This is a genomic window from Nocardioides aromaticivorans (assembly GCF_013408525.1).
GTDB lineage: Bacteria > Actinomycetota > Actinomycetes > Propionibacteriales > Nocardioidaceae > Nocardioides > Nocardioides aromaticivorans.
Map to the genome: position 1 here is coordinate 1,879,397 of NZ_JACBZM010000001.1, position 25,797 is coordinate 1,905,193.

The following is a 25,797-nucleotide window of genomic DNA, read 5'->3' on the forward strand; positions in this document are numbered from 1 at the left end:
CTCGTGGGCCCGCTTGCGAGTTCGGGATATCGCGCAAACAGTTCGTGTTGGTATCGCGATATATCGCAAGCGTACGCGTAAGCGTTGGCCGACACAAGGGGGTGGCCGACGACTTCTAGCGCGCCAGCCAGGCGGCGTACGCGTCGAACGCGAACGGCCGGCCGAGGAAGTCGGCGACGAGGTCGGCGGCGTCGCCCTCCCCGCCACGGGCGAGCACGGCGTCGCGGTAGCGGTGGGCCACCTCCGGCGCGAACAGGTCCGACTCGTCGAAGGCGCTGAACATGTCCTTCGCGATCACCAGCGACCACATGTAGGTGTAGTAGGCCGAGCTGTAGCCGCCGAGGTGGCCGAAGCTGGCGAACATGTGGGTGCCGGGGAGGTACGGGAGGGCGGCGTACCGGGCCTGGAGCTCGACCATCCGCTCGGTCAGGTCGGGCACCTCCGCGCCGGCCCGGTCGGCGTGGAACCAGTACGACATGGCGGCGTAGAACATCTGGGTGCGCGCGTAGATGCCCTTGCCGTAGTCGTCGGCGGCGCGCATCGCGGCGACCAGCTCGGCGGAGATCGGCTCGCCCGACGCGTCGCTGGCGAAGGTGCGCAGCACGTCGGCGTGCCACGCCCACTCCTCGAGCATCTGGCTGGGCGCCTCGACGAAGTCCCACTCGGTCGCGACACCGGCGAAGCGGAACCAGTCGCCGTGGCCGGCGAGCACGTGGTGGAGCAGGTGGCCGAACTCGTGGAAGAGCGTCACGACGTGGTCGTGCTCCATCAGGCCGCGGGAGAAGTTGCAGACCAGCACGCCCTCGGGCAGCTGCTCGCCGGCGACGCCGTCGGTCAGCGTGAACTGCGCGGCGTGCTTGTACTTGCCCTCGCGCGGGTGGAGGTCGAGGTAGATCCGGCCGATCACGCGGCCGGCCTGCTCGACCTCGTAGGCGGTGACCTCCTCGTGCCAGACGGGGACGTCGACGGGTCGGTAGGCAAGGTCGAAGAGCCGGCCGGTCACCTCGAGCAGGCCCTGGCGGACCTTGCCGAAGTCGAAGTAGGTGCGCACGCGCTGGGCGTCGACGTCGTACTCCTCGGAGCGGACCAGCTCGGCGTAGTACTGGAAGTCGAAGCCGGGGACCTCGGTCGCGTCGGGGAAGTCGCGGCGGTAGCGCGCCAGCAGCTGGGCGAGGTCGCGCCGCATCGGCTCCTCGGCGGCCGTGGCGATCCGGTCGATGAACTCCGGGATGGCCGGGCCCGTGCCGATCATCTTCACGTCGGCGTCGTACGACGGCCAGTCGGCGTAGCCGACCGTGGTGGCCAGCTCGTGGCGCAGCGCGAAGAGCTCGGTCAGCAGTGCCTCGGTCGTGGGCCAGCCCCGCTCGAGGAAGGCGATCGTGAGGTCGCGGCGGACGCCCTGGTCGTGCGCGAACATCCGCACCGGCACCGAGTCGGGGTAGTCGGTGCTGACGGTGACCAGGCCCTCGTCGTCGGCGGGGTGCGCCTCGAGCCAGTCGGCGGGCATGCCGGCGAGCTGCTCGGGGCGCACGCGGACCGTGCGCACGTCGTCGCGGGTGACCCGGCTGAACTCCTGGTCGAGCTCGGTGATCCGCTCGCGGATCGCGGAGATCCGCTCCCGCGTCGCCTCGTCCTTGTCCACGCCGGAGCGGCGGAAGTCGGCCCGCACCTTGGCGAGGAGCCGCACGGCGAGCGGGTCGTGGGCGACCGACGAGTCGTCGATGGCCGCGAAGACGTCGTACAGCTCGCGGTCGAGGCTCCACTGCGTGCCCAGCTTCGACGCCTCCTGCTCGGCGGCGTCGGCCAGGTCGCGCGCCGACTCGAGCGGGTGCACGTTGCCCAGCAGCGAGCCGAAGGCCGCGACATTGCCGAGGTGGCCGGCGGCCCGGTCCCACTGCCGGAGTACGGCGACCGGGTCGGCCGGCGGCGCGGTCCGGAGCCCGTCGACGAGCTCGGTCGCGCGGGCGAGCTCGGACGCCGAGCGCTCCCGGATCCAGTCGGGCCAGAGGTCGGGCGCGGTCGGGAGCGCGAGGGGAGCCGGCGTCATGGCGAGATCCTACGAGCGCCGCCCCCGCGTCGGCGCGGGTCCGGCGTGGAGTTCCCGTGGAGCGATGTGGAAAACCGTGGAGGAGCGGAGGACTTCGTGGAGGAATCGCGTCGATCTCCTGTGGCCCTCGCCTTGGAAGAGTTCTGGCCATCGGGAAACACCCCGCCACAGACCAGGCAACACACCCAGGAGAAGTCAGTCATGCAGATGTCCAAGAAGGTCCTCCTCCCGCTCGCCACGATGGCCGCCGCCGGCGCCATCGCCGTGGGATCGGGTGCGACGTTCACCTCGCAGTCCAACAACACCGTCAGCGCGGTCACCTCCGGCACGCTGTCGCAGAGCAACTCCAAGGACGGCGGCGCTGTCTTCAACCTGACGAACATGAAGCCGGGCGACACGCTCAACGGCTCGCTCACGCTCACCAACACCGGCAGCCTGCCGGCCACCTTCAGCCTCACCGAGACGGCGTCGACCAACGGCTTCACGGGCGACAACCTCAGCCTGGTGATCACCAACACGACCACCGGCACCCCCGTCTACAACGGCACCTTCGGCGGTCTCGTCGACGGCACGAAGAACGACCTCGGCGTCGTCCAGCCCGGCGTGGCGACCACCTACAAGTTCACCGTGAAGCTCGCCACCACCACGCCGAACGCCGACCAGGGCAAGACCGCCTCGGCGTCGTACCAGTGGGACTCGATCCAGCTCAACGGCGAGACCACCAACCAGTGACCCCGCGCTGAGCAACGTCCTGCCACGAGAACCGGCCCGAGACCACGGAGATGAGCACCATGACCGCACAACGCCACCCCCGGCTCAGTCGCGCGACCGGCCTGCTCGGCAATCTCCTTCTCGTGGTCGTGACGTTGCTCGGCGCGGCCTACGTCCTGCCGTCACTGCTGGGTCACGAGCGCTACGTGATCACCGGCGGGTCGATGTCCGGGACGTACGAGAAGGGCTCGATCGTCTTCGAGAAGCCCGTCGCGGCGGCGGACCTGGAGGTGGGGGACGTGATCACCTACCAGCCGCCGGCGTCGTCCGGGGTGACCACGCTGGTCACCCACCGGATCATCGCGATCGGCCGCTCGCCCGAGGGTGAGCAGGTCCTGCGCACGAAGGGCGACGCCAACCCGGACCCCGACCCGTGGCTGTTCTCGCTCACCTCCGACACGCAGCCCGTGGTGAGCTTCGGCGTCCCGCACGCGGGCTGGATCCTCATCGCGCTGGCCGATCCTCAGGTCCGACTCCTCGTCATCGGACTCCCGGCAGGGCTCGTCGCCCTGCTCAGCCTCGGCCAGCTGGTCGCCGCCGTACGCACTCGTCCCGATCCCGCACTGGGGGGTGGACCGGGCGGGGTGCGCACGGCCTGACGAGCTGCGGCTGTCTCCTGGCGTGGGGCCGGGAGGCAGCCGCTGTCGTCTTCCCGCACCTCCCACAAGTGCGTTCCTATTTGTGGAGCGCCCGTGGAGATCGCGTCGACCCGTCGTGGTCCGCCTCTCCCTACCGTTGAAGCATCCCCGAACACCTCCGTCAGCACCCACGCCAGGAAGGACCGACCATGCGCCGCACGCCCGCGATCCTGATCCTCGGGATCCTCGTCGTGGCGCTGGCCTCCCGCTTCTCCAGCGGGTTCTCGGACGCGACCTTCACCAGCTCCAGCGCCTCCTCCGGCACCGTCGAGGCCGCGCAGGACTGGACCGCCCCGGCGGTCACCCTGGCCAACCCCGGTACGCCGCTGCAGGGCACGGTGACCCTGTCGGCGACGGCGACCGACGCCGAGTCCGGCATCGCGTCGGTGACCCTGCAGTACCTCGCCCCCGGGGCGTCCACCTGGACCACGGTCTGCACCGACACTACGGCGCCGTACTCCTGCGCGTGGGCGACCGGCTCGCTCGCGGACGGCAGCTACGACCTGCGGGCCCGCGCCGTGAACGGCGCGGGCTACACCAGCCTCTCCGACAGCGTGCGGACCACGGTCGCGAACAACGTCGTCGTTGTCCTCGCCGACCCCGGCGACGTCGTCCGCGGCAATGTCGCGATGGGCGCGACCGTCTACAACGGCGGCGCGCTGCCGTGGCTCGTCACCATCCAGTACGCCACGGCGGGGAGCACGAGCTGGAAGACGCTCTGCTCCGGCCTGTCCGCCCCGTTCGGCTGCACCTGGAGCACGACGTCCTTCGCCAACGACTCCTTCGACCTCCGCGCCGTCGCCACGTCCGGCACCACCACGGTCACCTCGGCCGTCGTCAGCGACGTGCTCGTCGACAACCTGGCCCCGACGGTCACGATGACCGACCCCGGCAGCCCGCTCAGCGGCTCGGTCACCTTCGCCGCGAGCGCCACCGACGCGGGCTCCGGCGTCCAGCAGGTCGTGCTGCAGCACCTCCGCAACGGCACCAGCACCTGGCAGACGCTCTGCACGATCACCGCCGAGCCGTTCAGCTGCCGCGTCGCGACGACCACGCTCACCGACGGCACCTACTCGTTCCGGGCCGTCGCGACCGACGTCGCCGGCAACACCGCGACCTCGGCCGGCGTGACCGGCCGCGTCGTCGACAACACCGTCTCGTCGATCTCCGTGGACGACCCGGGCGCGTACCTCTCCGGCACGGTCACGGTGACCGCGCAGGCCAACTCCACCGCGGGTGTCGCCTCGGTGCGCATCCAGCGCGCCGCGACCGGCACGAGCACGTGGACCGACCTCTGCACGAGCACCACGGCGCCGTACTCCTGCGCGTGGGACACGCGCACGGTCGCCAACGGCAGCTACGACCTGCGGGCGATCGTCGTCGACGGCCGCGGCGCCGCCTCCACCTCGGCGGTCGTCAGCGCCCGCAAGGTCGACAACAGCACCCTGCGTGCCGTCGACGTCCAGGCCTCCAACGGCGACGGCACCCTCGGGCGACTCGACGCCGGCGACACGATCACCCTGACCTACAGCGAGTCCGTCGCCCCGGCGAGCATCACCGCCGGCTGGACCGGCGCCGCCCTGCCGGTCAGCCTGCGCCTGCGCGACGGCAACCTGGTCGGCGGCGGCAACCGGACCGACGTGCTCGACGTGCTGCGCAACGGCAACGCCGTCCAGCTCGGTTCGATCGGCCTGCGCGACGACTACGTCAAGGCCCGCAAGACGGCGACCTTCAACGCGACCATGACCGCATCCACCGTCACCGTCGACGGGGTCGGCCGCACGGTGGTCACGATCGTCGTCGGGACGCTCGCGTCGGGCGGCGGCCTGCGCACGTCGTCGGTGGCGCCGACGATGGTGTGGACCCCGTCCACCGCCGCGACCTCGCTCGGTGGGGGCGCCTGCGCCGCGACGCCGGTGACGGAGTCCGGACCAGCGGACAGGGACCTCTGATGAACCACACCCGCGGCTGGCGGACGGCGACCATCCTCATGACCCTGCTCGGCCTGTGCCAGGTGTGGTGGGCCGGCGGGATCGGTGACCGTACGTCGGTCAGTGCCGCGATCCTCGCGCCGCTGAGCCTGCTGTCGGCGCTGGCGCTGTCCCGCGTGAACGCGCTGGAGACCAGGCTCCCGGTCGTGGTCGTCACCGGCGCGCAGCTGTGCCTGACCGTGCTGGCCCTGACGATCGGGCTCCCGGGCCAGGTCCGGCACGACATCGACGCGAGGGCCGGGATCGTCCTGGCGGTGGCGATGGGCATCCTCGTCGCCATCGAGGTCGACCGGCGCGAGCGTGCCCGGTCCGCCTGGGCCGGTCCGGCCCCCTATGCTCGGTGAGGTGCCCGTGCGCCTGCTGATCGTCGAGGACGACGACGCCATCGCCGCGCCCCTGCTCCGCGCCGTGCAGCGCGAGGGCTACGACGTCGAGCGGGTCGCCGCGGGGCATGCCGCGATCGACGCGGTGGCCGCGGGCGGTGTCGACCTGGTGCTCCTCGACCTCGGCCTGCCCGACATGGACGGACTCGACGTGTGCCGACAGCTCCGGTCCCAGGGCTACGAGGGCGGCATCGTCATCCTCACGGCCCGGGCCGGCGAGCTGGACCGGGTGGTCGGCCTCGACGTCGGGGCCGACGACTACCTCGCCAAGCCCTTCAGCCTGTCCGAGCTGCTCGCGAGGGTGCGTGCCCTGCTGCGCCGCTCGCACCGGCCGGCCGTCGTCGAGGCGGCGCCCGAGGTCGCACCGGCGGCAGCGCCGTCGGCGGCCGGGCCCGCCGCGCCGGCTGTCCCGGACTTCCGGCTGGACCGTGCAGCGCGCCGCGTGTGGGCCGGCGACGAGGAGCTGGCGCTGACCGCCAAGGAGTTCGACGTCCTCGCGCTGCTCGAGCAGCACCGCGGGGCGGTCGTCAGCCGGGAGACCCTGATGGCCGAGGTCTGGGACGAGAACTGGTTCGGCTCCACCAAGACCCTCGACGCGACCATCGGCCGGCTGCGCCAGAAGCTGCAGGACAGCGACGCCCCCATCGCCCTGGGCACCGTCCGGGGCGTCGGCTTCCGGCTCGAGGACACCCCGCGCGATGCGTGAGCGGCTGGTCATCGCCTTCGTCGGACTGACCCTCGCCGTCATCGGGCTCTACGGCGTGCCCCGTGCCTACTTCCTCGCCGACCTGGTCCGCGACCAGGAGCGGGCCACCCTCGACGGCACCTCGACCGCTCTCGCCGGCCTGGTCGAGGAGCGACGTGATGCCGGCGGCGAGGTCGACGCGGCGCTGCTCGAGCACGGCCTCGCCGGCGCCGACCGGGTCGAGTACCGCCCCGCCGACGGTGCCGAGGTCGCCGTCGGCGACTCCGTCGACGGCGAGGGCGGGATCATCGTCACCAAGCCCCTCCCGGACGGAGGCTCGCTGCGGCTGAGCGTGTCCGGCGAGACCATCAGCTCGAGCGTCCGCGACGCGATCACCCCGCTCGTGCTGCTGGGCCTGGTCCTCGCCGTCGGGTCGGCGGTGCTGGGCTTCGCGATCGCGCGCCGGATGTCGCGCCCCTTCCAGGAGCTCGCGGGCCTGTCGCGGGAGCTGGGCCGCGGGCACTTCGACCTCGACGTGCCGTCGTACGCGGTCCCGGAGGCCGAGGAGATCGGGGCCTCCCTCCGTGGCGCGGCGGCCCAGCTCGACGACCTGGTACGCCGCGAGCGCGAGTTCGCGGCCAACGCCTCGCACCAGCTGCGCACGCCCGTCACGGCGCTGCGACTCGGGCTCGAGGACCTGACGCTGTGGCCCGAGACGGCGCCCGAGGTCCGGGAGGAGCTGGAGCGCGGGATCGCCGAGCTGGACCGCCTCAACGCCGCCGTCGACGAGCTGCTCGACCTGGCCCGTGGGCGCCGCATCGACGCGCACGAAGTCATCGACCTGGTCGCGCTGGCCACCGCCGGCGTCGAGCGGTGGGAGCGACGGCTGGCCTCCACGGGACGGACGATCACCTTCCAGCAGGAGGGGCGGCGGTCCCGGACGCGCGTGCCCAGGGGGCCGGTGGAGCAGGTGCTCGACGTCCTCCTCGACAACGCCCGCAAGCACGGTGCCGGCACCATCGGCGTCGAGGTCCGCGACGCCGGAACGCACCTGGAGCTGGTGGTCGGCGACGAGGGCACCCGGGCGCTGGGGACCGACGTGTTCCACCGCGGAGTGAGCACCGGGTCCGCGGGGTCCGAGGGGATCGGGCTCGCCGTCGCGTCCGAGCTCGCCGACGTCTGCGGCGGCCACCTGTCGATCGACACCGCCTCGGCCACCACGCGGTTCGTGCTGTGGCTGCCGCCCCGCGACCGGGTCACGGCGCCAGCTGGTCCCGCTTCCGGGTGAGGTACGCGCGCTCGGCGGTGTTGTCGCACACGGCCAGCGCGGCGTCGTACGCCTCGCGGCTCTCGGCCGAGCGACCGAGCCGGCGCAGCAGCTCGGCCCGGGTCGCGTGCCAGGCGTGGTAGGTCTCCAGGGGCAGCCGGTCGACGATCGCCAGCGCCACCTCGGGCCCGTCGAGCTCCGCGATCGCGACGGCCCGGTTGAGCGCGACGATCGGCGACGGGTCGATCCGCGAGAGCTGGTCGTAGAGGGCCGCGATCTGGGCCCAGTCGGTCGCCGCGCCCGTCGGGGCGTCGGTGTGGACGGCGTTGATGGCCGCGAGGATCTGGTAGCGACCGGGCCGGTTGGCGGCGAGGCAGGCGCGGACCAGGTCCTGGCCCTCGGCGATCAGCGCGCGGTCCCAGCCGCCTCGGTCCTGCTCCTCCAGGGTGACCAGCTCGTCGCCGCGCACCCGCGCCGCACGGCGCGACTCGGTCAGCAGCAGCAGTGCCAGCAGGCCGGTGGCCTCGAGCTCGTCGGGCATCAGGTCGTGCAGCGTGCGGGCGAGCCGGATCGCCTCACCGGTCAGGTCCGCCCGGATCGGGTCGCCGTCGCCGGTGGAGAGGTAGCCCTCGTTGAAGATCAGCAGCAGGACGGCGAGCACCGCGCCCACCCGGGCGGGCAGGTCCTCGGCCTCGGGGACCTTGTAGGGGATGTTGGCGCCCTTGATCTTGGCCTTGGCGCGGGTGATCCGCTGGGCCATCGTCGTCTCCTGGACGAGGAAGGCGGCCGCGATCTCGGCGACCGTGAGCCCGCCGAGCAGGCGCAGGGTCATCGCGATCCGGGCCTCCGGCGCGAGTGCAGGGTGGCAACAGGTGAAGATGAGCCGCAGCCGGTCGTCGGTGATCGCGCCGGTCGGCTCGTGCGGGGTGTCGTCGTACAGCATGGCAGCGGCCTCGTGCTTGGTCTCGCGCACCTTCTCGCGACGGAGCTTGTCGATGGCCCGGTTGCCGGCGGTGGTGGTGAGCCAGCCGCCGGGGTTGGGCGGGACGCCCGCCTCGGGCCACTTCTCGAGCGCGGCGACCAGGGCCTCCCCCGCCGCCTCCTCGGCGATGTCGATGTCACCGAAGCGGCGGACGAGGGAGGCGATCAGCCGGCCGTACTCCTCGCGGAAGATCCGCTCGACCGCGGTCCGGGCGGACGTCGCGTCAGGGTCTCGTGACGGTCGCTGCGCGACCTCCTCGACCACCGGGCGGTCCGTCACGCGTCGGCCGGGGGCTCGGGCGCGAACGGCCGCACCTCGACCTTGCCCTGGCAGGCCCGCGAGCCCTCGGTGGCGTACTGCAGCGCCGTCGCGTCGTCGGGGACGTCGATGATCCAGAAGCCGCCGATGTGCTCCTTGGTCTCGAGGTAGGGGCCGTCGGTGATGACCGGCGCGTCGCCGGACGCATCGACGACGCTCGCGCTGCCGACGCCCTCGAGGCCGCCGGCGAAGACCCAGACGTTGTCGGCCTGGAGCTTCTGGTTGAACTGGTCGACGGCCGCGAACATCTCCTGGGCCTGCTCGGGGGTGATCGCGGCGTAGTCGGCCTCGTTGCCGTGCACGGCCAGCAGGTACTGCGTCATGGCTCTTCTCCTCGGTCGGTTCGGGTGTCCGGGGCGGCCCCGATGACCGCCTCACATCTCCACCACGAAGGGACTTGCACCGATACGACAGCCTGCCACGGGATTTCCCGTCGCGGCTTCCGGATTCCCCCTAGGAGAGCCGCTCCGTCAGGTGCACCTCGACGGTGTCGCCCTCCTGCTTGCCGCTCTCGACGCGCAGCGCGGTCGTCACGGGCAGCTTGTGGTTGCCGTCGCCGAGCGCCATGAACGAGGTCTCGAACGGCGTCCCGTCGATCGTGCCGCGGACCTTGACCCGGCCGCGCGTCCCGAAGCGCTCGGCCGACTCGGGCCAGACCACATAGGTCCAGCCGCCCTTGGCGTCGCTCCTGCGGAGCGTCTCGGTGAAGGTGATGTCGAGCGGTCCGACCGCGCTCGTCCCGGCGTCCTGGTGTCCAGTGCTCATGACCGTGTCGACCGTCCGATCCGCGCTGATTCATCGACCCGGATTCATCGAGACGTCCGACCACTCCGTAGCCTGACCCGGTGAGCCTCCGCGGGATCCTGGCCGACACCCGGCCGCTGAAGAACCCGCACTTCCGGCGGCTGTGGACGGCCAACATCATCACGGTCGTCGGCGCGCAGCTGACGGTCGTCGCCGTGCCGGCCCAGATCTACGCCGACACCGGCTCGTCGGCGTATGTCGGCCTGACCGGCATCTTCGGCCTCGTGCCACTCGTCGTCTTCGGCCTGTGGGGCGGTGCGCTGGCCGACCACTTCGACCGCCGCACGATCATGATGGTCACCACGACCGGGCTGATCGGGACCGCGGCCCTGTTCTGGCTGCAGGCCGCCCTCGACGTCGGCAACGTGTGGCTGCTGCTCAGCCTGTTCGCCGTGCAGCAGGGCTTCTTCGCGGTCAACCAGCCGACCCGGTCGGCGATCCTGCCGCGGCTCCTCGACGCCGAGGTGCTCCCGGCCGCGAACTCGCTCAACATGACCGTGATGCAGGCCGGCGCCATCGGCGGCCCGCTCATCGCCGGCATCCTCATCCCGTTCACCGGCTTCTCGTGGCTCTACCTCGCGGACGCCGTCTGCCTGCTCGCGACGCTGTGGGCCGTCGTACGACTGCCGCGCCTGCCCGTCGAGGGCGTGGTCAGCGGGACGCCCGGGCTGCGCTCGGTCGTCGAGGGGATCACCTACCTGCGGACCCAGCCGGTGCTGATGATGTCCTTCGTCGTCGACATCATCGCGATGGTCTTCGGCATGCCGCGCGCGCTCTTCCCCGAGATCGCCCACGAGAGCTTCCTCGGTCCCGAGGAGGGCGGCCTCGCGTTCGCGCTGCTCTTCGCCGGCATCCCCGCCGGCGCCGTGCTCGGCGGTGTCTTCTCCGGCTGGGTCTCGCGGATCTCCGCCCAGGGCAGGGCCGTCGTGTGGTGCATCGTGGTCTGGGGCCTGGCGATGGTCGGCTTCGGCCTGGCCGTCCTCTGCGCTGACTCGATGCCCGGCTCCACGCGGCTGTGGCTCGTGGTGGCCGTCCTGATGCTCGTGGTCGGCGGCGCCGCGGACATGGCCTCGGCGGCGTTCCGCACCTCGATGCTCCAGAGCGCGGCGGCCGACGAGGTCCGCGGCCGCCTGCAGGGCATCTTCATCGTCGTCGTCGCCGGGGGTCCGCGGATCGCCGACGTGGCGCACGGCGCCTCCGCCGCCATGGTGGGTACGGCGACCGCGGCAGCCGGTGGCGGGGTGCTGGTCGTCGTCCTGGTGGTCGTGGCGGCGCTGGCGGTGCCGTCGTTCGTCCGCTACCGGGTGACGGCGATGCCTGCCGCGCGAATTGATTGACATCAATCAATTTCCCGCGGCCGCCACACTGGAGCGGTGAGCCTGCTCGACACGGACCTCCCGATCATCGCGGCGCCGATGGCCGGTGGGCCCACCACCGTCGCCCTGGCCACGGCGGTCACCGACGCCGGCGGCTTCTCCTTCCTGCCGGCCGGCTACCTGACCGCGGCGGCGTTCGAGTCGCTGCTCGGTGAGGCGCGGGCCGCCGGCCGCCCGTTCGGGGTGAACCTCTTCGTCCCCCAGCCCGGTGCCATCGACCCGGCCGCGTACGCCGCCTACCGCACCGCGCTCGCCGACGAGGCGGCCGCGCTCGGCGTCGACCTGCCCAGCGAGCCCCGGCACGACGACGACGCGTGGGGCGAGAAGGTCGACCTGCTCGTGGCCGACCCGGTCCCGCTGGTGTCGCTGACCTTCGGCCTCCCGGCGGCGGCCGACATCCGCCGCCTGCAGGCCGCGGGCTCACGGGTCCTGGCGACGGTCACGACCCCCGACGAGGCGCGGGCCGCCGAGGAGGCGGGGGTCGACGGCCTCGTCGTCCAGGGACCTGCCGCCGGCGGGCACAGCGGCACCTTCGACCCGCGGCGCCCGATCCGCGACGAGGCGACGGGCGACGTCGTGCGCTCCGTCCGCGCGACGAGTCCGCTGCCGGTCCTCGCGGGCGGCGGCGTCGACGGACCGGCTGCGGTCCACGCGCTGCTGGCGGCCGGCGCCGAGGCGGTCGCCGTCGGCACGCTGCTGCTCCGGGCCGAAGAGGCCGGGACGTCGGCCACGCACCGCGCCACCCTCGCCGACCCGGCGTTCGCCACGACGGTGGTGACCCACGCGTTCACGGGCCGGCCGGCACGGGCGCTGCGCAACGGCTTCGTCGATCGGCACGGCACCACGGCGCCGTACGGCTATCCGGAGCTGCACCACCTGACCCGCGACCTGCGGCGGGCGGCCGCCGCGGCCGGCGACCCGCACCGACTGCACCTGTGGGCCGGCACCGGCCACCGGTCGGCGGTCGCGGCCCCGGCCGCGGAGATCGTCCGGGGCCTGGTGTGAGCCGGGCTCAGCCCAGGAGTCCCCGTACGTAGGCCGCCTGGCCGACGTGCTGCGTGCAGTCGTTGACGACGCTGACCAGCCGCACGCCGAGCGTGACCGGCGGGTCCCAGCGCTCGTCGACGACACGGTCCAGGTCGTCGGCACCGAGCGACGCGAAGTAGGCGAGCGAGCGCTCGTGCGTCGCGCGGTGGTAGTCGGCCAGCAGGTCGGCCGACGCCCGGACCTGCGCGACCTGCGCGGAGGTCTGCCCGTAGCCGATGTCGCCGGTCTCGAACGGCAGGCCGAACCGGGCGTCGTACCCCTGGGCGGTCCAGACCTGCTCGCTGCCGGCGACGCCGGCGACGTGGTCGTCCTGGACACGGGTGAGGTGCCACACCAGCCAGGCGATGGTGTTGGCGTCGGGGCCGGGGCGCTCGGCGAGCAGGTCGTCGGAGGCGCCGTCGAGGACGGCCTCGACGCTCTCCAGCACGCGGCCGAGGGAGTCGATGAGGAGATCGGCAGGGCTCATGCCCCGACGGTACGACGCCGCGCCGACTGTCGGCGACCACCGCTAGCGTGCACTGGCATGACCGATGCCGAGGCCGTACGACGGGTGGTGCTGCCGCTCCCCCGCGCGGTCGAGCGCCAGACCGGCGGGTTGTGGAAGCACTACATCGGCCAGATCGTCTTCCTGGCGTTCTCGAAGGACGAGCAGGCGATGGGCTTCGGCTTCCCGAAGGAGCAGCGCGACGACCTCGTGGCCTCGGCCCCCGACACCTTCTTCCTGCCGCGGCCGCAGGACCTGCGGTTCAACTGGGTGTGCGCGCGGCTGGGCCCGCTCGACGGCGACGAGATGCGCGAGCTGGTCACCGACGCGTGGCGGATGTGCGTCCCGAGGATGCTGCACGACCTGCCCGACCTGCCCGAGCCCACCGCCAGGGCGTGGAGCCTGATCGACGCGCGCGACTTCTCCGGCGCCCATCCGCTCCTCCATCCCTATCTGCACTGGCACGACAAGGAGCTCGTGCTGCGCGGGCGGACCAAGGTGCTCGCCCACCTGCGCCAGCACCCGCGACCACGCCCGCCCGACCGCGTCGAGGTCCGCGACGGGCAGGTCTACCGCTGGGTGCGCGACTGACCCACGGCGACCACGGGCGCGACGAAGCGCTCCACGAGCCGCCGCTCCTCCGCCTCGTCACCCCCCGGCACGGTGAGCAGCGAGACGATCACCCGCACCAGCCACCGCGCGGCGTCGGGGTCGGCCGCCATGGTGAGCCCGAGCGCCTCGACCACCTCCGAGCCCTGCGCGAGGTCGGCGGTGTGGGCGGCGTCCGGGTCGCCGAACCATGCGAGCAGCGCGGGATTCGCGCGCACGTGTCGCAGCGCGGCGAGCACCCCCTCGGTCAACGGGTCCGCTCCGCGGCGCGCGCCGGCGAGGTCGGTGGCGACGAGGGCGCCGACCCGCACCGCCTCGCGCTGCACGAAGGCGAGCTGGAGCGAGGGCCGGTCGGGGAAGTAGCGGTAGAGCGTCGCCCGCGAACAGCCCGCAGCTGCGGCGATCTGGGCCATCGACACCGCGTCCACGCCCCGGCCGGCGAACAGCCGGCCCGCCGCGTCGAGGATCCGCTCGACCGCGGGGGTGCGCCGGTCGACCCAGCTCACGGGAGCACCGTCATCGGCAGGGCCAGCGGGCGTCGTACATAGGGACCGGGGGCCCACGTGATCGCGTCCTCGTCGACCGCGAAGTCGGGGATCCGCCGGACCAGCTCCTCCAGCGTCACCTGGATCTGCAGTCGCGCCGCGGCCGCGCCGAGGCAGTGGTGGTGGCCCTGGCCGAAGCTGAGGATCTGGCTGGGCGCGCGGCGGACGTCGAGCTCGTCGGCGTCGGGACCGTAGCGGCGGGGGTCGCGGTTGCCGGCGCCGTAGAGGAGGAGCACCTTGCGCCCCGCGGGTACGACGACCCCGTGCAGCTCGACGTTACGGGTCGTGGTGCGGGCCAGGCCCTGCACGGGCGAGGTGAGCCGCAGGAACTCCTCGACCGCGTCCGCCACCAGGCCCGGGTCGCCCGCCAGCAGCGCCCGCTGGTCGGGCCGCTGCGCGAGCAGCTGGACGGCGCCGCCGAGCGCGCCGGTCGAGGTGTCGTTGCCGCCGGCCACCATCGTGAACACGAACGCGAGGATCTCCAGCAGGTCGACGTCGGCCCGGACCAGCTGGGAGACCGTGTCCTCCCCCGGCTCGACCCGACGTCGCTCGACCAGCTCGGAGAAGTAGCCCATCAGCTCCATCGTCGCGTCCGCCGCGGAGGCGGCCGCGGCCACGCCCTCGGCGGCGACGTTGGCGGCGACGATCGCGCTGCTCCAGTCGTCGAAGCGCGGCTGGTCCTCGACGGGGACGCCCAGGTAGTGGCCGACCACCAGGCTCGGCAACGGCTTGAACAGCTCGGCGACCACGTCGCCACCGCCCTCGTCGCGCAGTCGCTCGAACCGCTCGACGGCGAACGCCCGGACGACCGGCTCGAGCTCGCGCACCTGCCGGGGCGTGAACCCCCGGGCGACCAGCTTGCGGAAGGTGGTGTGGACCGGCGGGTCGGTCATCACGAACGGCGGGTTGTCGGCCAGGCCGATCCGCTCGAGCTCGTCGTACTCGACGGTCAGGCCGTGGTTGCTGGAGAAGGTCGCGACGTCGACGGCCGCGGCGAGCACGTCGGCGTGCCGCGAGAGCACGTAGTGGTCGTGCTGCGGCCGGCCCTCGGGGACGACGTGGTGGACCGGGTCGTGCTCACGCAGGGCGGCGTACGACGGCCACGGCTCGCGCCACGCCGCACCGCCTCCGGGGCGGTAGGCGACAGGTGCAGACAGATCGGCTGACATGTCACTAGAATGAGACAGGTCAGCCAATCTGTCCAGTGCCTCAGGCGAGGAGCGCCTCCGGCACCGAGGCCTCGGGGACCCGGCGCTCGGCATCGGTCAGCCAGGCGAGCTGCTCGAGCCGCTCGAGGATGGTGTGCAACAGGTCGGCGGTCGTCGGGTCGGCCGCGTCGACCGCGTCGTGCACCTCGCGCACGGTGCCGGTCACGGCGTAGATCGAGGCGACGATCGCGTCGATGACAGCACCGGTCACCACCTCGCCACGCGGGAACGCCGGCAGGCTGGACTGGGCGGCGGTCCGGGCCGAGGTGCCGTCCGGGACGACGTACAGGGCGCGCATCCGCTCGGCGACGGCGTCGGTGAACTCCCGGGCGGCGTCGACGATCTCGTCGAGCTGCAGGTGGAGGTCGCGGAAGTTCGGGCCGACCGCGTTCCAGTGCGCCTGCTTGCCCTGCAGGGCGAGGTCGTTGAGGTCGACGAGGACCTGCTGGAGGTGCCCGGCGAGCTGCTCGTCGGCACGGAAGGCGGGGTGCGAGACGTGGCGCTCGGTGCGGTGCTGGGTCGCGGTGGTCGTCATGGGTGGTGCTCCCTTTCGCTCGTTCGCTCGTTGCGGTTCCTCCACCCTGCCACGCTTTCTTGAATGATTCCAGAAAAGCAAGCCTTGCCTTCGCCGCGATGAATCCGGTTGTCGGCGGTGGTCCCTAGGGTCGAGAGCACCTGGGGACGGCACGACGAGGAGACACGCAGAGCGATGGGCGAACCGATGATCAGCGCGACCGGACTGGTCAAGCGCTACAAGGACGTCGAGGCCCTGGCCGGTCTCGACCTGGCGGTGCCGGAGGGCAAGGTGCTGGCGCTCCTGGGGCCCAACGGCGCCGGGAAGACGACGGCGGTGCGCTGCCTGACCACCCTGCTGAAGCCCGAGGCCGGCAGCGCCCGGGTGGCCGGCATCGACGTGATCGCCGACCCGGCGGCCGCGAAGGCGAAGATCGGCCTCTCCGGTCAGTACGCCGCCGTCGACGAGCACCTGACGGCGTCGGAGAACCTCGTCATGATCGGCCGGCTCTACCACCTCGGCCGCCAGGTCGCCCGGACCCGGGCCCAGGAGCTGCTCGAGCGCTTCGACCTGACCGAGTTCGCCAACCGGCCGACCAAGACCTACTCGGGCGGCCAGCGCCGGCGCCTGGACCTCGCCTGCGCGCTGGTCGCCGCGCCGCCGGTCATCGTGCTCGACGAGCCGACGACCGGCCTCGACGTCCGCAGCCGCCAGCTGATGTGGGACGTCATCCGCGAGCTGGTCAGCGACGGCGCCACCCTGCTGCTCACGACGCAGTACCTCGAGGAGGCGGACGTGCTCGCCGACGACATCGTGGTCATCGACCACGGGCGCGAGATCGCCCACGGCACCGCCGACGAGCTCAAGGCCCAGACCGGCGGCCAGCGGATCGAGGTCGTCCTCGCGAGCAGCGCCGACACCGAGGCGGCGGTCCGGGTGCTCAACGAGGTCGCCGTCGGCGAGGTGCAGGTCTCCGACGGTGGCCGCGAGCTGAAGGCCGCGGCCGGCGAGGAGGCCGCCAGCGACCTGCGGCGCGTGCTCGAGGCCTTCGAGCGAGAAGCAGTCAAGGTGCTCGACGTCGGCCTGCGCCGGCCGACCCTCGACGACGTCTTCCTGTCCCTGACCGGCCACGAGAGCACGGAGGAAGACCAGTGAGCAGCGCAGTGCAGGCCCTCGGCGACGGCTGGGTCGTCGCCCAGCGCAACCTGATCAAGATCGTGCGGGTGCCGGAGATCCTGGTCTTCGTCCTGCTCAGCCCGATCATGTTCGTGCTGCTGTTCGCCTACGTCTTCGGCGGCGCGATCGACACTCCCGGCGTCAACTACCGCGAGTGGCTGATCGCCGGCATCTTCGGCCAGACCATCGTGTTCGGCGCGACGTTCACCGGCGCCGGCCTCGCCGAGGACATGCAGAAGGGCATCATCGACCGGTTCCGGTCGCTGCCCATGTCGCCCTCGGCGGTGCTGGTGGGCCGGACGTCCTCAGACGTGGTCTACAACGTGCTGTCGCTCATCATCATGGCGCTGACCGGGCTCCTCGTCGGCTGGCGGATCCGCGAGGGCGCCCTCGACGCGCTCGCCGGCTTCGCGCTGCTGCTGGTGTTCGGCTACGCGATCAGCTGGGTGATGGCCTGGGTCGGCCTCATGGTCCCGAGCGTGGAGGTCATCAACAACGCCTCCTTCATGGTGATCATGCCGCTGACCTTCATCTCGAACGCGTTCGTGCCGACGTCCTCGTTCAACAGCGTGCTGAAGCCGGTGGTGGAGTGGAACCCGGTCTCCGCGGTCACCCAGGCCAGCCGCGACCTGTTCGGCAACACCGGCGTCGGCCCGGGCTCCGACGCCTGGTCGCTGCAGCACCCGGTCGCCTACACGCTGATCTGGGTGGTCGGCATCATCGTGGTGTTCGCGCCGCTGTCCGTGCGGCAGTACCGATTGACCACCAGCAAGTAGGCGGCGACGCCCGGTCGCCGACTAGGGGTGGGCGACCCGGGCGGCGTGGAGGCGCGCGTGCGCGATCGCGTCGGGCGTGCGCGCGAAGAGGTGGCGCTCGTGAGCGAGCCGCTCGTGGACGCCGGTCCAGGTGGTCCGGGTCTCGCGATGCCCTCGCCACGAAGCGGTCCCACGGGCGCGATGACGGTCGTGCTCGTTGACCTGAAAACATCTTCAAGTCGTCAACTGGTACGACGACCCGGTGGCGCCCGCCGACCCGTCGTACCGGACTCAATGGCTGCGAACGGCGCGCATCCACAGCCACTGGGTCCGGTACGACGGGCGGCGGAGCCGCTCAGGCGTGACACCGAGGGCGTGGCTGCGCGCCCGTCCGGGATGAGCAACGATTACTCAGATCGAGACGGACTCGCGGTCGCCGTCGAGCAGCACCGGGAGGGCCTCGACGCCGTACACGGCGGAGAGCTTGCGGAAGTCGAGGTCCTTGATGTCGGCGGCCATGGCGAGGTTCGGGAACCGCTCGGCCAGCATCCGCAGCGCGGTGCGCAGCTCCATCCGCGCGAGCTCGGCGCCGACGCAGCGGTGCATGCCCCAGCCGAACGCGAGGTGGCGGGTGGGCTCGCGGGAGGGGTCGAAGGTGCCGAGGTCGTCGCCGAGGGAGGGGTCGCGGTTGGCGGCGAGGAGCGAGACGCCGACGGCGTCGCCCTCCTTGATCAGCATGCCGCCGACCTCGACGTCCTGCTTGGCGAAGCGGAGGAAGGCGAGCTGGACGACGCACAAGTGGCGCAGCAGCTCCTCGATGACCTGGTTGACCTGCTCGCCGTCGCCGGAGCGCAGCATCTCGCCGGCCTTCGGGGTGGTCGCGATCAGGTAGGCGCCGAGCGCCAGCATCGACGCGGAGGTCTCGTAGCCGCCGAGGAAGACGCCGTCGGCGATGCCGCCGAGGGTCACGTCGTCGAGCTCGTCGCCGTGCTCCTTCAGCAGCGCGCCGATCAGGCCGTCGCCGGGGTTCTCGCGCTGCTCGCGCACCGCGTTGATGAGGAACTCGCGGGTGTGCGCGGCCGCGCCGAAGGCGCCGGCACCGCCCCCGGAGAGGTCGAAGCGCGCGACACCGAGCTCGAGGAAGCGGGCGCGGTCGTCGACCGGGAGGCCCAGCAGGTCGCAGATGACGTCGAAGGGTACGGCGAAGGCGAACTCCTCGACCATGTCAACGGCCCTGCCGTCGCGACCCGCCGCCTCCATCGCGTCGAGGCGCTGCTCCACGATGGCGTCGATCCCCGGCTGCAGGCGGGCGAGCCGGCGCATCGTGAACTCGGGCGTGAGGTAGCGGCGCAGGGCGGTGTGCAGCGGCGGGTCGGTCATGCCGAGGCCGCCGATCTGCTCCTCGTCGGAGCGGCCCTCCTGCGACACGAACTGCCCGAGGTCATTGGACCACACCTCGGCGCCGCCGGCGAGCACCTCGCGGGACTCCTCGTAGCCGCTGACCAGCCAGACGGACTTCCCGAACAGCTCGGCCAGCTTCTTCACCGGCGCCTCGCCCTGCACCTTCATCATCTCCGGCAGCGGGTCGAGGCCGTCCCGCTTCAGCGGGAGCGTGACCGACTCCGGCAGGAAGCGGAGCTTGCGCAGGTCGATGCCGTTGCGCATGGTCCGGTTGAGCAGCCAGATGCCCACCCGCTGCTTCACCGGGCCGAGCACGGGGTCGAGCACGGGGCCGACCGCGCTGATGAGAGGGAACCGCATGGCGCCATTCCACCAGACGAGAGCCCTTGGCATATCCATGACGACCCTGATCCCCACCCTGAGATGTGTCACACCCGGTTAACCGAACCGCCTCCCCGGCCCCGCTAGCCTGAGGCGGTGCCTGACACAGCAGTGGACTGGGACCTGTACGACGCCGTGCTCTTCGACCTGGACGGGGTGGTGACCCCGACGGCCGACGTGCACAAGCACGCCTGGGAGGCGATGTTCACGGCCTTCCTGACGGCACGGTCGGCCGCGGACGGGGTCGCCTACGCGCCGTACACGGAGCAGGACTACTTCGACTTCGTCGACGGCAAGCCCCGCTACGACGGCGTGCGCGACTTCCTCGCCTCGCGCGGGATCACGCTGCCGGAGGGCGAGCCGGACGACCCGCCGACCGCGCAGACCGTGTGCGGGCTGGGCAACCGCAAGAACGACGCGTTCAACCAGATCCTCGCCTCCGAGGGCGTCACGGCCTACCCGGGCTCGGTGGCGCTGCTCCAGCAGCTGCACCAGCGGGGCAAGCCGATGGCGGTGGTCTCGTCGTCGCGCAACGCACCGGCGGTGCTGGCCGCGGCCGGCCTCACCGACTACTTCGGGCTGATCATGCACGGCGGCCTGGCCGAGGAGCTGGGCCTGCCGGGCAAGCCGGCCCCGGACACGTTCACCCACGCGGCGAAGGAGCTGGGCGCGACCAACGCGCGGTCCGTCGTACTCGAGGACGCGATCAACGGCGTCGCCGCGGGGCACGCCGGGGCCTTCGGCCTGGTGATCGGCGTCGACCGCGGCGCCGGCGTGGAGGCGCTGACGGCCGCGGGCGCGGACGTCGTCGTGCAGGACCTCGACGAGCTGGTCGCCGACGAGCCGGCGACCGATGAAGGAGCAGGCGCATGAACGCACCCGAGGGCCCCTCGCACAAGGCGCCGCCGGCCGACGACCCGCTCGACCGCACCCGCTTCCCCGTCGACGAGTGGCGCCTCGTCGAGACCCGCTTCGACGCCTCCGACCTCGGCACGACCGAGTCGCTGTTCACCGTCGGCAACGGCTACCTCGGCCTGCGCGGCAACTACTCCGAGAGCCGCGACGCGCACCTGGACGGCACGTTCATCAACGGCTTCCACGAGACCTGGCCGATCTCGCACGCCGAGGAGGCCTACGGCTTCGCCCGGATCGGGCAGACGATCGTCAACGTGCCGGACCCCAAGGTGATCCGGCTGTACGTCGACGACGAGCCCCTGCAGGTGTCGGTGGCCGACCTCATCGAGTACGAGCGCGCGCTCGACTTCCGCACGGGCGTCCTCACCCGCGAGCTCGTGTGGCGCACGCCGGGCGGCAAGCGGGTCCGGATCCGCAGCACCCGGATGGTGCCGCTGGAGCAGCGCCACCTCGCGGTGCTCACCTTCGAGGTCACCCTGCTCGACCAGCGTGCGTCGCTCTCGATCTCCTCGCAGCTGATCAACCGGCAGGACCAGGAGCAGGAGGCCGCGGGCGGAGCCGGTGGCGAGGGGGCCGGGGCGGGCGCCGACCCCCGCAAGGCGGAGATGTTCGAGCGGCGGGTGCTGGTGCCGCGGATCCACGGCGCGGACGCCGAGACCGGCCGGATCAAGCTCGGCTACCGGACGGCCGAGAGCGGCATGACGCTCGGCGTGGTCGCGGACCACCGGCTGGAGACCGAGGCGTCGTACTCGATGGAGGTGCACTCCGAGGACGACATGGCCAAGGTGATCTACCGCATCGCGGCCGAGCCCGGCGTCCCGGTGCGGCTCACCAAGCTGGTCTCCTTCCACACCGCGCAGAAGGTCCCGCCGCGCGAGCTGATCGACCGCTGCGAGCGGACCCTGGACCGCACCCACGAGGAGGGCGTCGAGCACCAGTACGACGCCCAGGCGGCCTGGCTGGCCGACTTCTGGGCCCGCGCCGACGTCGAGGTGCCGGGCCAGCCGGCGCTGCAGCAGGCGATCCGGTGGAACCTCTTCTCGATCCTGCAGGCGTCGGCCCGCGCGGAGGGCCAGGGCATCGCGGCGAAGGGGGTGAGCGGCTCGGGCTACGGCGGCCACTACTTCTGGGACACCGAGATCTACGTGATGCCGTTCCTGACCTACACGATGCCGTGGGCCGCGCGGAACGCGCTGCGCTTCCGCTACACGCTGCTGGGCAACGCGCGGCACCGGGCCCGTGAGCTGTCGCAGAAGGGCGCGCTCTTCCCCTGGCGCACCATCAACGGCCACGAGGCGTCGGCCTACTACGCCGCGGGCACCGCCCAGTACCACATCGACGCGGACATCGCGTACGCCCTGAGCCAGTACGTCGGGGCCACCGGCGACGAGGAGTTCCTCGCCCGCGAGGCCGTCGACATCTTCGTGGAGACCGCGCGGCTGTGGGCCGACATCGGCTTCTGGCGCGACGAGAGCAGGCGCACCTTCCACATCCACGGCGTCACCGGGCCCGACGAGTACACGACGGTCGTCAACGACAACCTGTACACGAACGTGCTCGCGCGCTTCAACCTCCGCCGGGCCGCCCGGGCCGTGTGGGAGCTGCAGCGCGACGACCCGGCGGCCTACGAGGCGCTGGTCCGTCGTACGGGGCTGACGGAGGACGAGCCGGAGGAGTGGGCCGAGTGCGCCCAGGGGATGTCCATCCCGTACGACGAGTTCCTCGGCATCCACCCGCAGGACGCGCACTTCCTCGAACGCGAGATGTGGGACCTGGAGAACACCCCGCTCGACAAGCGGCCGCTGCTGCTCAACTACCACCCGCTGGTGATCTACCGCTTCCAGGTGCTCAAGCAGGCCGACGTGGTGCTCGCGCTCTTCCTGCAGGGCGAGGAGTTCACGCCCGAGCAGAAGAAGGCCGACTTCGACTACTACGACCCGATCACCACCGGCGACTCCACGCTCTCGGCGGTCGTGCAGTCGATCATGGCCGCCGAGGTGGGCTACCAGGACCTCGCGCTGCGCTACTTCGTCTCGGCGCTCTTCGTCGACCTCGCCGACCGCCACAACAACACCGCCGACGGCGTCCACGTCGCCTCGACCGGCGGTGTGTGGAGCGCGCTGGTGGCCGGCTTCGGCGGCTTCCGCGACATCGGCTCCGGGGCCGGCGACCAGCAGTGGCAGGTCGACCCGCGCCTTCCCGAGGGCTGGTCCTCGCTGACCTACCGGGTCACCCTGCACGGCACCCGGGTGCGGATCACCGTCCGCCCCGAGGAGCTCGAGCTGTACGTCGAGCAGGGCTCCGGTCCGGTCACGCTGTCCGTGCGCGGCGAGCTGGTCAAGGTCGGGGCCGGTGCGCCGGTGACCGTCCCGCTCGCGCACCAGGGCCCGCGCCTGGCCGGCGAGCCGCCGTACCCGGCGGGGATCCAGCGGGCCGACGGCACGGTGATCTCGGCGATCGTGCCGAGCGGGGAGTGATAGTCCACATCTCGGAATAGTTCGTCTCATTTTGTGGACACCTGTGGTTGACTGGTGCGGTGACGACGACCGACGCCCCGCCGACCCGGACGGTCACCCCCGCCCGCCGCTGGGCCATGCTCGCGGTCGGTACGACGGCCCAGGCGTCGTCCGCGGCGATGGTGGTCGCGCCGTCCTTCCTCATCCCGGAGCTGCACCGCCCGGTGGCCGAGGGCGGGCACGGGATGTCGCTCGCCGAGGCCGGCCTGGTCGCGTCGGCCGCGATGGCCGGCATGATGGCGACGCTCGTGCTCTGGGGCCTGGTGGTGGACCGGCGCGGCGAGCGGTTCGCGCTGCTGACCGGCCTGGTCATCGCCGCCCTCGGCGGCGGGATCGCCACGACGACCGGTGACCCGTGGCCGATGGCGGCCGCCCTCTGCGTGGCGGGCGTCGGCGCCGCCGCGACCAACTCGGCATCGGGGCGGGTCGTCGTCGGCTGGTTCCCGCCGGAGCGACGCGGACTGGCGATGGGCATCCGGCAGACCGGCCAGCCGCTGGGCGTCGGGCTCGCCGCGGCGACCGTCGCCGTCATCGCCCACCACCACGGGATCGGACCGGCGCTGTGGGTGCCGACGGCCGCGACCGCCGTCAGCGCCGTGCTGGTGGCACTCGTGGTCCTCGACCCGCCACGACCGCCTCGCGCGGAGGCCGGGACGGTCGCCAACCCCTACCGGCGCGACGGCTTCCTCGCCCGGGTGCACGGTGCGTCCGTGCTGCTCGTCGTACCGCAGTTCCTCGTGTGGACCTTCGGCCTGACCTGGCTGGTCGAGGACCTCGACTGGTCCCCCGGTGTCGCCGGGCTCGTCGTCGCCGGGACGCAGGTCGCCGGCGCCGCGGCGCGGATCGGCGCGGGCTGGGCCTCCGACCGGGTCGGCAGCCGGATGCGCCCGATGCGCGCGGTCGCGGTGGTCGCCGCCGCGACGATGGCCCTGCTCGGCCTCGCCGCCGCGGCCGCCGACGGCTCGGGCGCGGTGACGGCCGTGGCTGTCGTGCTGCTCGTGGTCGCCTCCGCGGTCACGGTCGCCGACAACGGCCTGGCCTTCACCGCGGTCGCCGAGCGGGCCGGACCGTTCTGGTCCGGCCGCGCCCTCGGTCTGCAGAACACCGCCCAGCACGTCGCCGCCGTCGCGGTCCCGCCACTGGCCGGGCTCGCGATCACGGCCTGGAGCTACGGCGCGACCTTCGCGCTGGCGGCGGCCTTCCCCCTGCTGGCCGTCGCGGTGGTGCCGGTGCAGGGCGAGCGCGGGGTCAGCTGACCTCTGGTCATTCGATAATGGTGCTAGTACGATTAGCACCATGTTCTGGGCCATCGACCACACCTCCCCCCAGCGCCTGCAGGACCAGGTGGCGGCGTCGGTCGTGCGCGGCCTGCGCACCGGGGAGCTGTCGGTCGGCGAGCAGCTGCCGCCGGCGGCCGAGCTGGCCGGCGCGCTGTCGGTGGACCGCAACACCGTGCTGGCGGCGTACCGACAGCTCCGCGACGCCGGCATCCTCGAGTTCCGGCGTGGGCGCGGCGCCCGCATCGCCACCGACGCCGAGGCCGGGCCCGGCGACCTCACCCCGGTCCGCGACGCCGTCCGGGCGACCGTCGACCTCGCCCGGCGCTACGGGCTGGACCCGTCCGACGTCATCACCCTCGTGAAGGAGCTGTCATGACCACGACCGCCTACACCGGGCGCGCGACCAACTGGACCATGGTCGCCGTCAGCGGACTCCTGCTGGTGCCGCTCATCGGCCTCGCCTCCTCCGACGTCGACCGCGCCTTCGTCCTCGTCGTCGGCCTCGCCCTGCTCGGCGTCCTGGCCGAGGTCGTGACCGCGTCCGACGTCCGCGTCGCCTGCGGGACGCAGGGCGTGAGCGTCCATTGGGGCGCCCTCGGCTGGCCGCGGGCGAGCTACCCGCTCGACCAGATCGAGGACGTGTCGGTCGTGCACGTGCCGTGGTGGGCGGTCAGCTTCGGCTTCTGGTGGACGCCGTGGCGGACCGTCTGCACCGTCCGCAGCGGCCCGGCACTGCGCCTGCGGCTCCGCAACGGCCGGCGGGTCACCATCACCGTCCCCGACCCCGCCGCGGCGGCAACGGCCCTGCGCTCCGTCAGCTGAGCTCGTAGTCGACGACCACCGGCGCGTGGTCGCTGATCCGCTGGCCGAGGTGGTGGCGGTCGACCTCGTAGGCCCGCGCCGCCCGTGCGAGCCCCGGCGTGGCCAGGTGGTAGTCGATGCGCCAGCCCCGGTCCTCGTCGTACGCACGGCCCAGCCAGCTCCACCACGAGTAGGGGCCGGGCGCGTCGCCGTGCAGCCGGCGGACCACGTCGACCAGGGTCCGCGGGGTGAGCTGCTGGCCGAGCCACTCCCGCTCCTCGGGCAGGAAGCCCTCGACCTGGTTGCTGCGCTTGTACGCCGCGACGTCGTGGCGCTGGTGGGCCACGTTGAGGTCGCCGGTCAGCAGGAACTCCCGCCCCTGCGCCGCCGCGGCCTTGCGCGAGGCCGCGAGGTGGCGCGCGAAGCCCGCCATGAACGCCATCTTCCGCGCGTACTTCGCGCCCCCGTCGGGCGCCTCGCGCATCCGCTTCGAGTCCTGCAGGTGGGCCGGCAGCCCGCCCTTGGGGAGGTAGAGGCTCGCCACCGTCAGCGGCACGTCGGCGAGGTCGACCTCGATGTAGCGCCCCTCGGTCGCGTGCTTGCGCAGCGCTCGTGGCAGCGGCGAGGCCGGGTCGGGCACCGACCAGGTCCGTACGGCGGCGGCGGGCTCGCGGGTGAGCACGGCGACCCCGTTGCGGCCGGCGAGCTCACCGGCGTCGTAGGCGGCGTGGTAGTCGCCGAACGCGCCCTCGGGCAGGGCGTCGACCGGGCAGCGCACCTCCTGCAGGGTGACCACGTCGCAGCCCCGGGTCGCCAGCCAGTCGTCGAAGCCGCGGCGGTGGGCGGCGCGGATGCCGTTGATGTTGGCGGTGGCGATGCGGAACGGGCGAGGCACCGGAGGAT

The 25,797-nt window shown here is 72.5% G+C and carries 26 protein-coding genes; 16 read left to right on the top strand and 10 right to left on the bottom strand.

Annotated features, from left to right (window positions below):
• Positions 1–115 precede the first annotated feature (115 nt).
• The gene (locus tag BJ993_RS08775) at positions 116–2,047 is read right to left on the bottom strand and encodes a M3 family metallopeptidase (RefSeq protein WP_179648462.1); all 1,932 of its coding nucleotides are present in this window, start codon (positions 2,045–2,047) and stop codon (positions 116–118) included.
• Positions 2,048–2,248: 201 nt separating this feature from the next.
• Between BJ993_RS08775 and BJ993_RS08780 the strand changes: the two genes are divergently transcribed.
• The 6 genes from BJ993_RS08780 to BJ993_RS08805 all read left to right on the top strand — a co-directional run bounded on the left by BJ993_RS08780 (position 2,249) and on the right by BJ993_RS08805 (position 7,803).
• Positions 2,249–2,779, top strand: a complete 531-nt coding sequence (locus BJ993_RS08780) for a TasA family protein (protein ID WP_179648463.1) — start codon at positions 2,249–2,251, stop codon at positions 2,777–2,779.
• 59 nt (positions 2,780–2,838) lie between these two features.
• Positions 2,839–3,417 carry a signal peptidase I gene (locus BJ993_RS08785; RefSeq protein ID WP_179648464.1) on the top strand — a complete coding sequence of 193 codons (579 nt, stop codon included), beginning with the start codon at positions 2,839–2,841 and terminating at the stop codon, positions 3,415–3,417.
• Positions 3,418–3,605: 188 nt separating this feature from the next.
• Positions 3,606–5,408: an Ig-like domain-containing protein gene (locus BJ993_RS08790; RefSeq protein WP_179648465.1), complete on the top strand. Its 1,803-nt coding sequence runs from the start codon at positions 3,606–3,608 to the stop codon at positions 5,406–5,408.
• Positions 5,408–5,791 carry a hypothetical protein gene (locus BJ993_RS08795; protein ID WP_179648466.1) on the top strand — a complete coding sequence of 128 codons (384 nt, stop codon included), beginning with the start codon at positions 5,408–5,410 and terminating at the stop codon, positions 5,789–5,791. Before BJ993_RS08790 ends, BJ993_RS08795 begins: the two co-directional genes overlap by 1 nt.
• Before the next feature lies 1 nt (position 5,792).
• The gene (locus BJ993_RS08800; protein WP_242530403.1) at positions 5,793–6,536 is read left to right on the top strand and encodes a response regulator transcription factor; all 744 of its coding nucleotides are present in this window, start codon (positions 5,793–5,795) and stop codon (positions 6,534–6,536) included.
• Positions 6,529–7,803, top strand: a complete 1,275-nt coding sequence (locus tag BJ993_RS08805; RefSeq protein WP_179648468.1) for a sensor histidine kinase — start codon at positions 6,529–6,531, stop codon at positions 7,801–7,803. The genes BJ993_RS08800 and BJ993_RS08805 overlap by 8 nt, the downstream gene beginning before the upstream one ends.
• Here the strand turns inward: BJ993_RS08805 and BJ993_RS08810 are convergent.
• The 3 genes from BJ993_RS08810 to BJ993_RS08820 form a co-directional block, all read right to left on the bottom strand.
• A complete protein-coding gene (locus BJ993_RS08810; RefSeq protein WP_308645704.1) occupies positions 7,772–8,956 on the bottom strand; it encodes an RNA polymerase sigma factor in 1,185 nt (394 codons plus the stop codon). The two genes, BJ993_RS08805 and BJ993_RS08810, sit on opposite strands and share 32 nt — an antisense overlap.
• Positions 8,957–9,039: 83 nt before the next feature.
• Positions 9,040–9,405 carry a YciI family protein gene (locus BJ993_RS08815; protein WP_179648469.1) on the bottom strand — a complete coding sequence of 122 codons (366 nt, stop codon included), beginning with the start codon at positions 9,403–9,405 and terminating at the stop codon, positions 9,040–9,042.
• Between the two features lie 130 nt (positions 9,406–9,535).
• Positions 9,536–9,847, bottom strand: a complete 312-nt coding sequence (locus BJ993_RS08820; protein WP_179648470.1) for a DUF1905 domain-containing protein — start codon at positions 9,845–9,847, stop codon at positions 9,536–9,538.
• A gap of 80 nt (positions 9,848–9,927) precedes the next feature.
• Here BJ993_RS08820 and BJ993_RS08825 point away from each other — a divergent pair, with 80 nt between their 5' ends.
• Both BJ993_RS08825 and BJ993_RS08830 read left to right on the top strand, forming a co-directional pair.
• Positions 9,928–11,223, top strand: a complete 1,296-nt coding sequence (locus tag BJ993_RS08825; RefSeq protein ID WP_179648471.1) for an MFS transporter — start codon at positions 9,928–9,930, stop codon at positions 11,221–11,223.
• Positions 11,224–11,259: 36 nt separating this feature from the next.
• A complete protein-coding gene (locus BJ993_RS08830; RefSeq protein ID WP_308645522.1) occupies positions 11,260–12,267 on the top strand; it encodes a nitronate monooxygenase in 1,008 nt (335 codons plus the stop codon).
• 7 nt (positions 12,268–12,274) lie between these two features.
• On the opposite strand, the gene BJ993_RS08835 is transcribed toward BJ993_RS08830, so the two are convergent.
• Positions 12,275–12,775 carry a mycothiol transferase gene (locus BJ993_RS08835; protein WP_179648472.1) on the bottom strand — a complete coding sequence of 167 codons (501 nt, stop codon included), beginning with the start codon at positions 12,773–12,775 and terminating at the stop codon, positions 12,275–12,277.
• Positions 12,776–12,832: 57 nt separating this feature from the next.
• Between BJ993_RS08835 and BJ993_RS25360 the strand changes: the two genes are divergently transcribed.
• A complete protein-coding gene (locus BJ993_RS25360) occupies positions 12,833–13,384 on the top strand; it encodes an MmcQ/YjbR family DNA-binding protein (protein WP_218864651.1) in 552 nt (183 codons plus the stop codon).
• Here the strand turns inward: BJ993_RS25360 and BJ993_RS08845 are convergent.
• From BJ993_RS08845 to BJ993_RS08855, 3 genes are read right to left on the bottom strand one after another with little or no spacing between them, the layout of a single operon-like run.
• Positions 13,363–13,908: a TetR/AcrR family transcriptional regulator gene (locus BJ993_RS08845; protein ID WP_179648473.1), complete on the bottom strand. Its 546-nt coding sequence runs from the start codon at positions 13,906–13,908 to the stop codon at positions 13,363–13,365. The two genes, BJ993_RS25360 and BJ993_RS08845, sit on opposite strands and share 22 nt — an antisense overlap.
• Positions 13,905–15,116: a cytochrome P450 gene (locus BJ993_RS08850; protein WP_179648474.1), complete on the bottom strand. Its 1,212-nt coding sequence runs from the start codon at positions 15,114–15,116 to the stop codon at positions 13,905–13,907. Before BJ993_RS08850 ends, BJ993_RS08845 begins: the two co-directional genes overlap by 4 nt.
• 40 nt (positions 15,117–15,156) lie before the next feature.
• Entirely contained in the window at positions 15,157–15,690 is a 534-nt protein-coding gene (locus BJ993_RS08855; protein ID WP_051932697.1) for a Dps family protein, read from the bottom strand.
• Between the two features lie 174 nt (positions 15,691–15,864).
• Between BJ993_RS08855 and BJ993_RS08860 the strand changes: the two genes are divergently transcribed.
• Positions 15,865–16,824 (top strand): ATP-binding cassette domain-containing protein, encoded by a 960-nt coding sequence (locus BJ993_RS08860; protein WP_218864652.1) that lies wholly within the window; start codon positions 15,865–15,867, stop codon positions 16,822–16,824.
• Positions 16,821–17,621 carry an ABC transporter permease gene (locus BJ993_RS08865; RefSeq protein WP_036549482.1) on the top strand — a complete coding sequence of 267 codons (801 nt, stop codon included), beginning with the start codon at positions 16,821–16,823 and terminating at the stop codon, positions 17,619–17,621. The genes BJ993_RS08860 and BJ993_RS08865 overlap by 4 nt, the downstream gene beginning before the upstream one ends.
• A gap of 390 nt (positions 17,622–18,011) precedes the next feature.
• Here the strand turns inward: BJ993_RS08865 and BJ993_RS08870 are convergent, their stop codons facing one another.
• Positions 18,012–19,361: a cytochrome P450 gene (locus BJ993_RS08870; protein WP_218864653.1), complete on the bottom strand. Its 1,350-nt coding sequence runs from the start codon at positions 19,359–19,361 to the stop codon at positions 18,012–18,014.
• Positions 19,362–19,478: 117 nt separating this feature from the next.
• Here BJ993_RS08870 and BJ993_RS08875 point away from each other — a divergent pair, with 117 nt between their 5' ends.
• The 5 genes from BJ993_RS08875 to BJ993_RS08895 are packed head-to-tail and all read left to right on the top strand — an operon-like array spanning position 19,479 to position 24,915.
• Complete coding sequence (locus tag BJ993_RS08875; protein WP_308645523.1) at positions 19,479–20,255, top strand: HAD family hydrolase; 777 nt, start codon at positions 19,479–19,481, stop codon at positions 20,253–20,255.
• Positions 20,252–22,774 carry a glycoside hydrolase family 65 protein gene (locus tag BJ993_RS08880; RefSeq protein WP_179648475.1) on the top strand — a complete coding sequence of 841 codons (2,523 nt, stop codon included), beginning with the start codon at positions 20,252–20,254 and terminating at the stop codon, positions 22,772–22,774. The genes BJ993_RS08875 and BJ993_RS08880 overlap by 4 nt, the downstream gene beginning before the upstream one ends.
• A gap of 59 nt (positions 22,775–22,833) precedes the next feature.
• Positions 22,834–24,069 (top strand): MFS transporter, encoded by a 1,236-nt coding sequence (locus BJ993_RS08885; protein ID WP_308645524.1) that lies wholly within the window; start codon positions 22,834–22,836, stop codon positions 24,067–24,069.
• Positions 24,070–24,109: 40 nt separating this feature from the next.
• The gene (locus tag BJ993_RS08890) at positions 24,110–24,469 is read left to right on the top strand and encodes a GntR family transcriptional regulator (protein ID WP_179648476.1); all 360 of its coding nucleotides are present in this window, start codon (positions 24,110–24,112) and stop codon (positions 24,467–24,469) included.
• The gene (locus BJ993_RS08895; RefSeq protein WP_179648477.1) at positions 24,466–24,915 is read left to right on the top strand and encodes a hypothetical protein; all 450 of its coding nucleotides are present in this window, start codon (positions 24,466–24,468) and stop codon (positions 24,913–24,915) included. The genes BJ993_RS08890 and BJ993_RS08895 overlap by 4 nt, the downstream gene beginning before the upstream one ends.
• Here the strand turns inward: BJ993_RS08895 and BJ993_RS08900 are convergent.
• Positions 24,908–25,789: an exodeoxyribonuclease III gene (locus BJ993_RS08900; RefSeq protein WP_179648478.1), complete on the bottom strand. Its 882-nt coding sequence runs from the start codon at positions 25,787–25,789 to the stop codon at positions 24,908–24,910. The two genes, BJ993_RS08895 and BJ993_RS08900, sit on opposite strands and share 8 nt — an antisense overlap.
• Between the last annotated feature and the right edge of the window lie 8 nt (positions 25,790–25,797).

Excerpts from the sequence above, each read along its gene's own strand:
- BJ993_RS08850 (WP_179648474.1), bottom strand. The coding sequence starts at position 15,116 with ATGTCAGCCGATCTGTCTGCACCTGTCGCCTACCGCCCCGGAGGCGGT.
- BJ993_RS08815 (WP_179648469.1), bottom strand. The coding sequence starts at position 9,405 with ATGACGCAGTACCTGCTGGCCGTGCACGGCAACGAGGCCGACTACGCC.
- BJ993_RS08805 (WP_179648468.1), top strand. The coding sequence starts at position 6,529 with ATGCGTGAGCGGCTGGTCATCGCCTTCGTCGGACTGACCCTCGCCGTC.
- BJ993_RS08820 (WP_179648470.1), bottom strand. The coding sequence starts at position 9,847 with ATGAGCACTGGACACCAGGACGCCGGGACGAGCGCGGTCGGACCGCTC.
- BJ993_RS08880 (WP_179648475.1), top strand. The coding sequence starts at position 20,252 with ATGAACGCACCCGAGGGCCCCTCGCACAAGGCGCCGCCGGCCGACGAC.
- BJ993_RS08790 (WP_179648465.1), top strand. The coding sequence starts at position 3,606 with ATGCGCCGCACGCCCGCGATCCTGATCCTCGGGATCCTCGTCGTGGCG.
- BJ993_RS08795 (WP_179648466.1), top strand. The coding sequence starts at position 5,408 with ATGAACCACACCCGCGGCTGGCGGACGGCGACCATCCTCATGACCCTG.
- BJ993_RS08785 (WP_179648464.1), top strand. The coding sequence starts at position 2,839 with ATGACCGCACAACGCCACCCCCGGCTCAGTCGCGCGACCGGCCTGCTC.
- BJ993_RS08870 (WP_218864653.1), bottom strand. The coding sequence starts at position 19,361 with ATGCGGTTCCCTCTCATCAGCGCGGTCGGCCCCGTGCTCGACCCCGTG.
- BJ993_RS08835 (WP_179648472.1), bottom strand. The coding sequence starts at position 12,775 with ATGAGCCCTGCCGATCTCCTCATCGACTCCCTCGGCCGCGTGCTGGAG.
- BJ993_RS08780 (WP_179648463.1), top strand. The coding sequence starts at position 2,249 with ATGCAGATGTCCAAGAAGGTCCTCCTCCCGCTCGCCACGATGGCCGCC.
- BJ993_RS08855 (WP_051932697.1), bottom strand. The coding sequence starts at position 15,690 with ATGACGACCACCGCGACCCAGCACCGCACCGAGCGCCACGTCTCGCAC.
- BJ993_RS08890 (WP_179648476.1), top strand. The coding sequence starts at position 24,110 with ATGTTCTGGGCCATCGACCACACCTCCCCCCAGCGCCTGCAGGACCAG.
- BJ993_RS08895 (WP_179648477.1), top strand. The coding sequence starts at position 24,466 with ATGACCACGACCGCCTACACCGGGCGCGCGACCAACTGGACCATGGTC.
- BJ993_RS25360 (WP_218864651.1), top strand. The coding sequence starts at position 12,833 with ATGACCGATGCCGAGGCCGTACGACGGGTGGTGCTGCCGCTCCCCCGC.
- BJ993_RS08775 (WP_179648462.1), bottom strand. The coding sequence starts at position 2,047 with ATGACGCCGGCTCCCCTCGCGCTCCCGACCGCGCCCGACCTCTGGCCC.
- BJ993_RS08860 (WP_218864652.1), top strand. The coding sequence starts at position 15,865 with ATGGGCGAACCGATGATCAGCGCGACCGGACTGGTCAAGCGCTACAAG.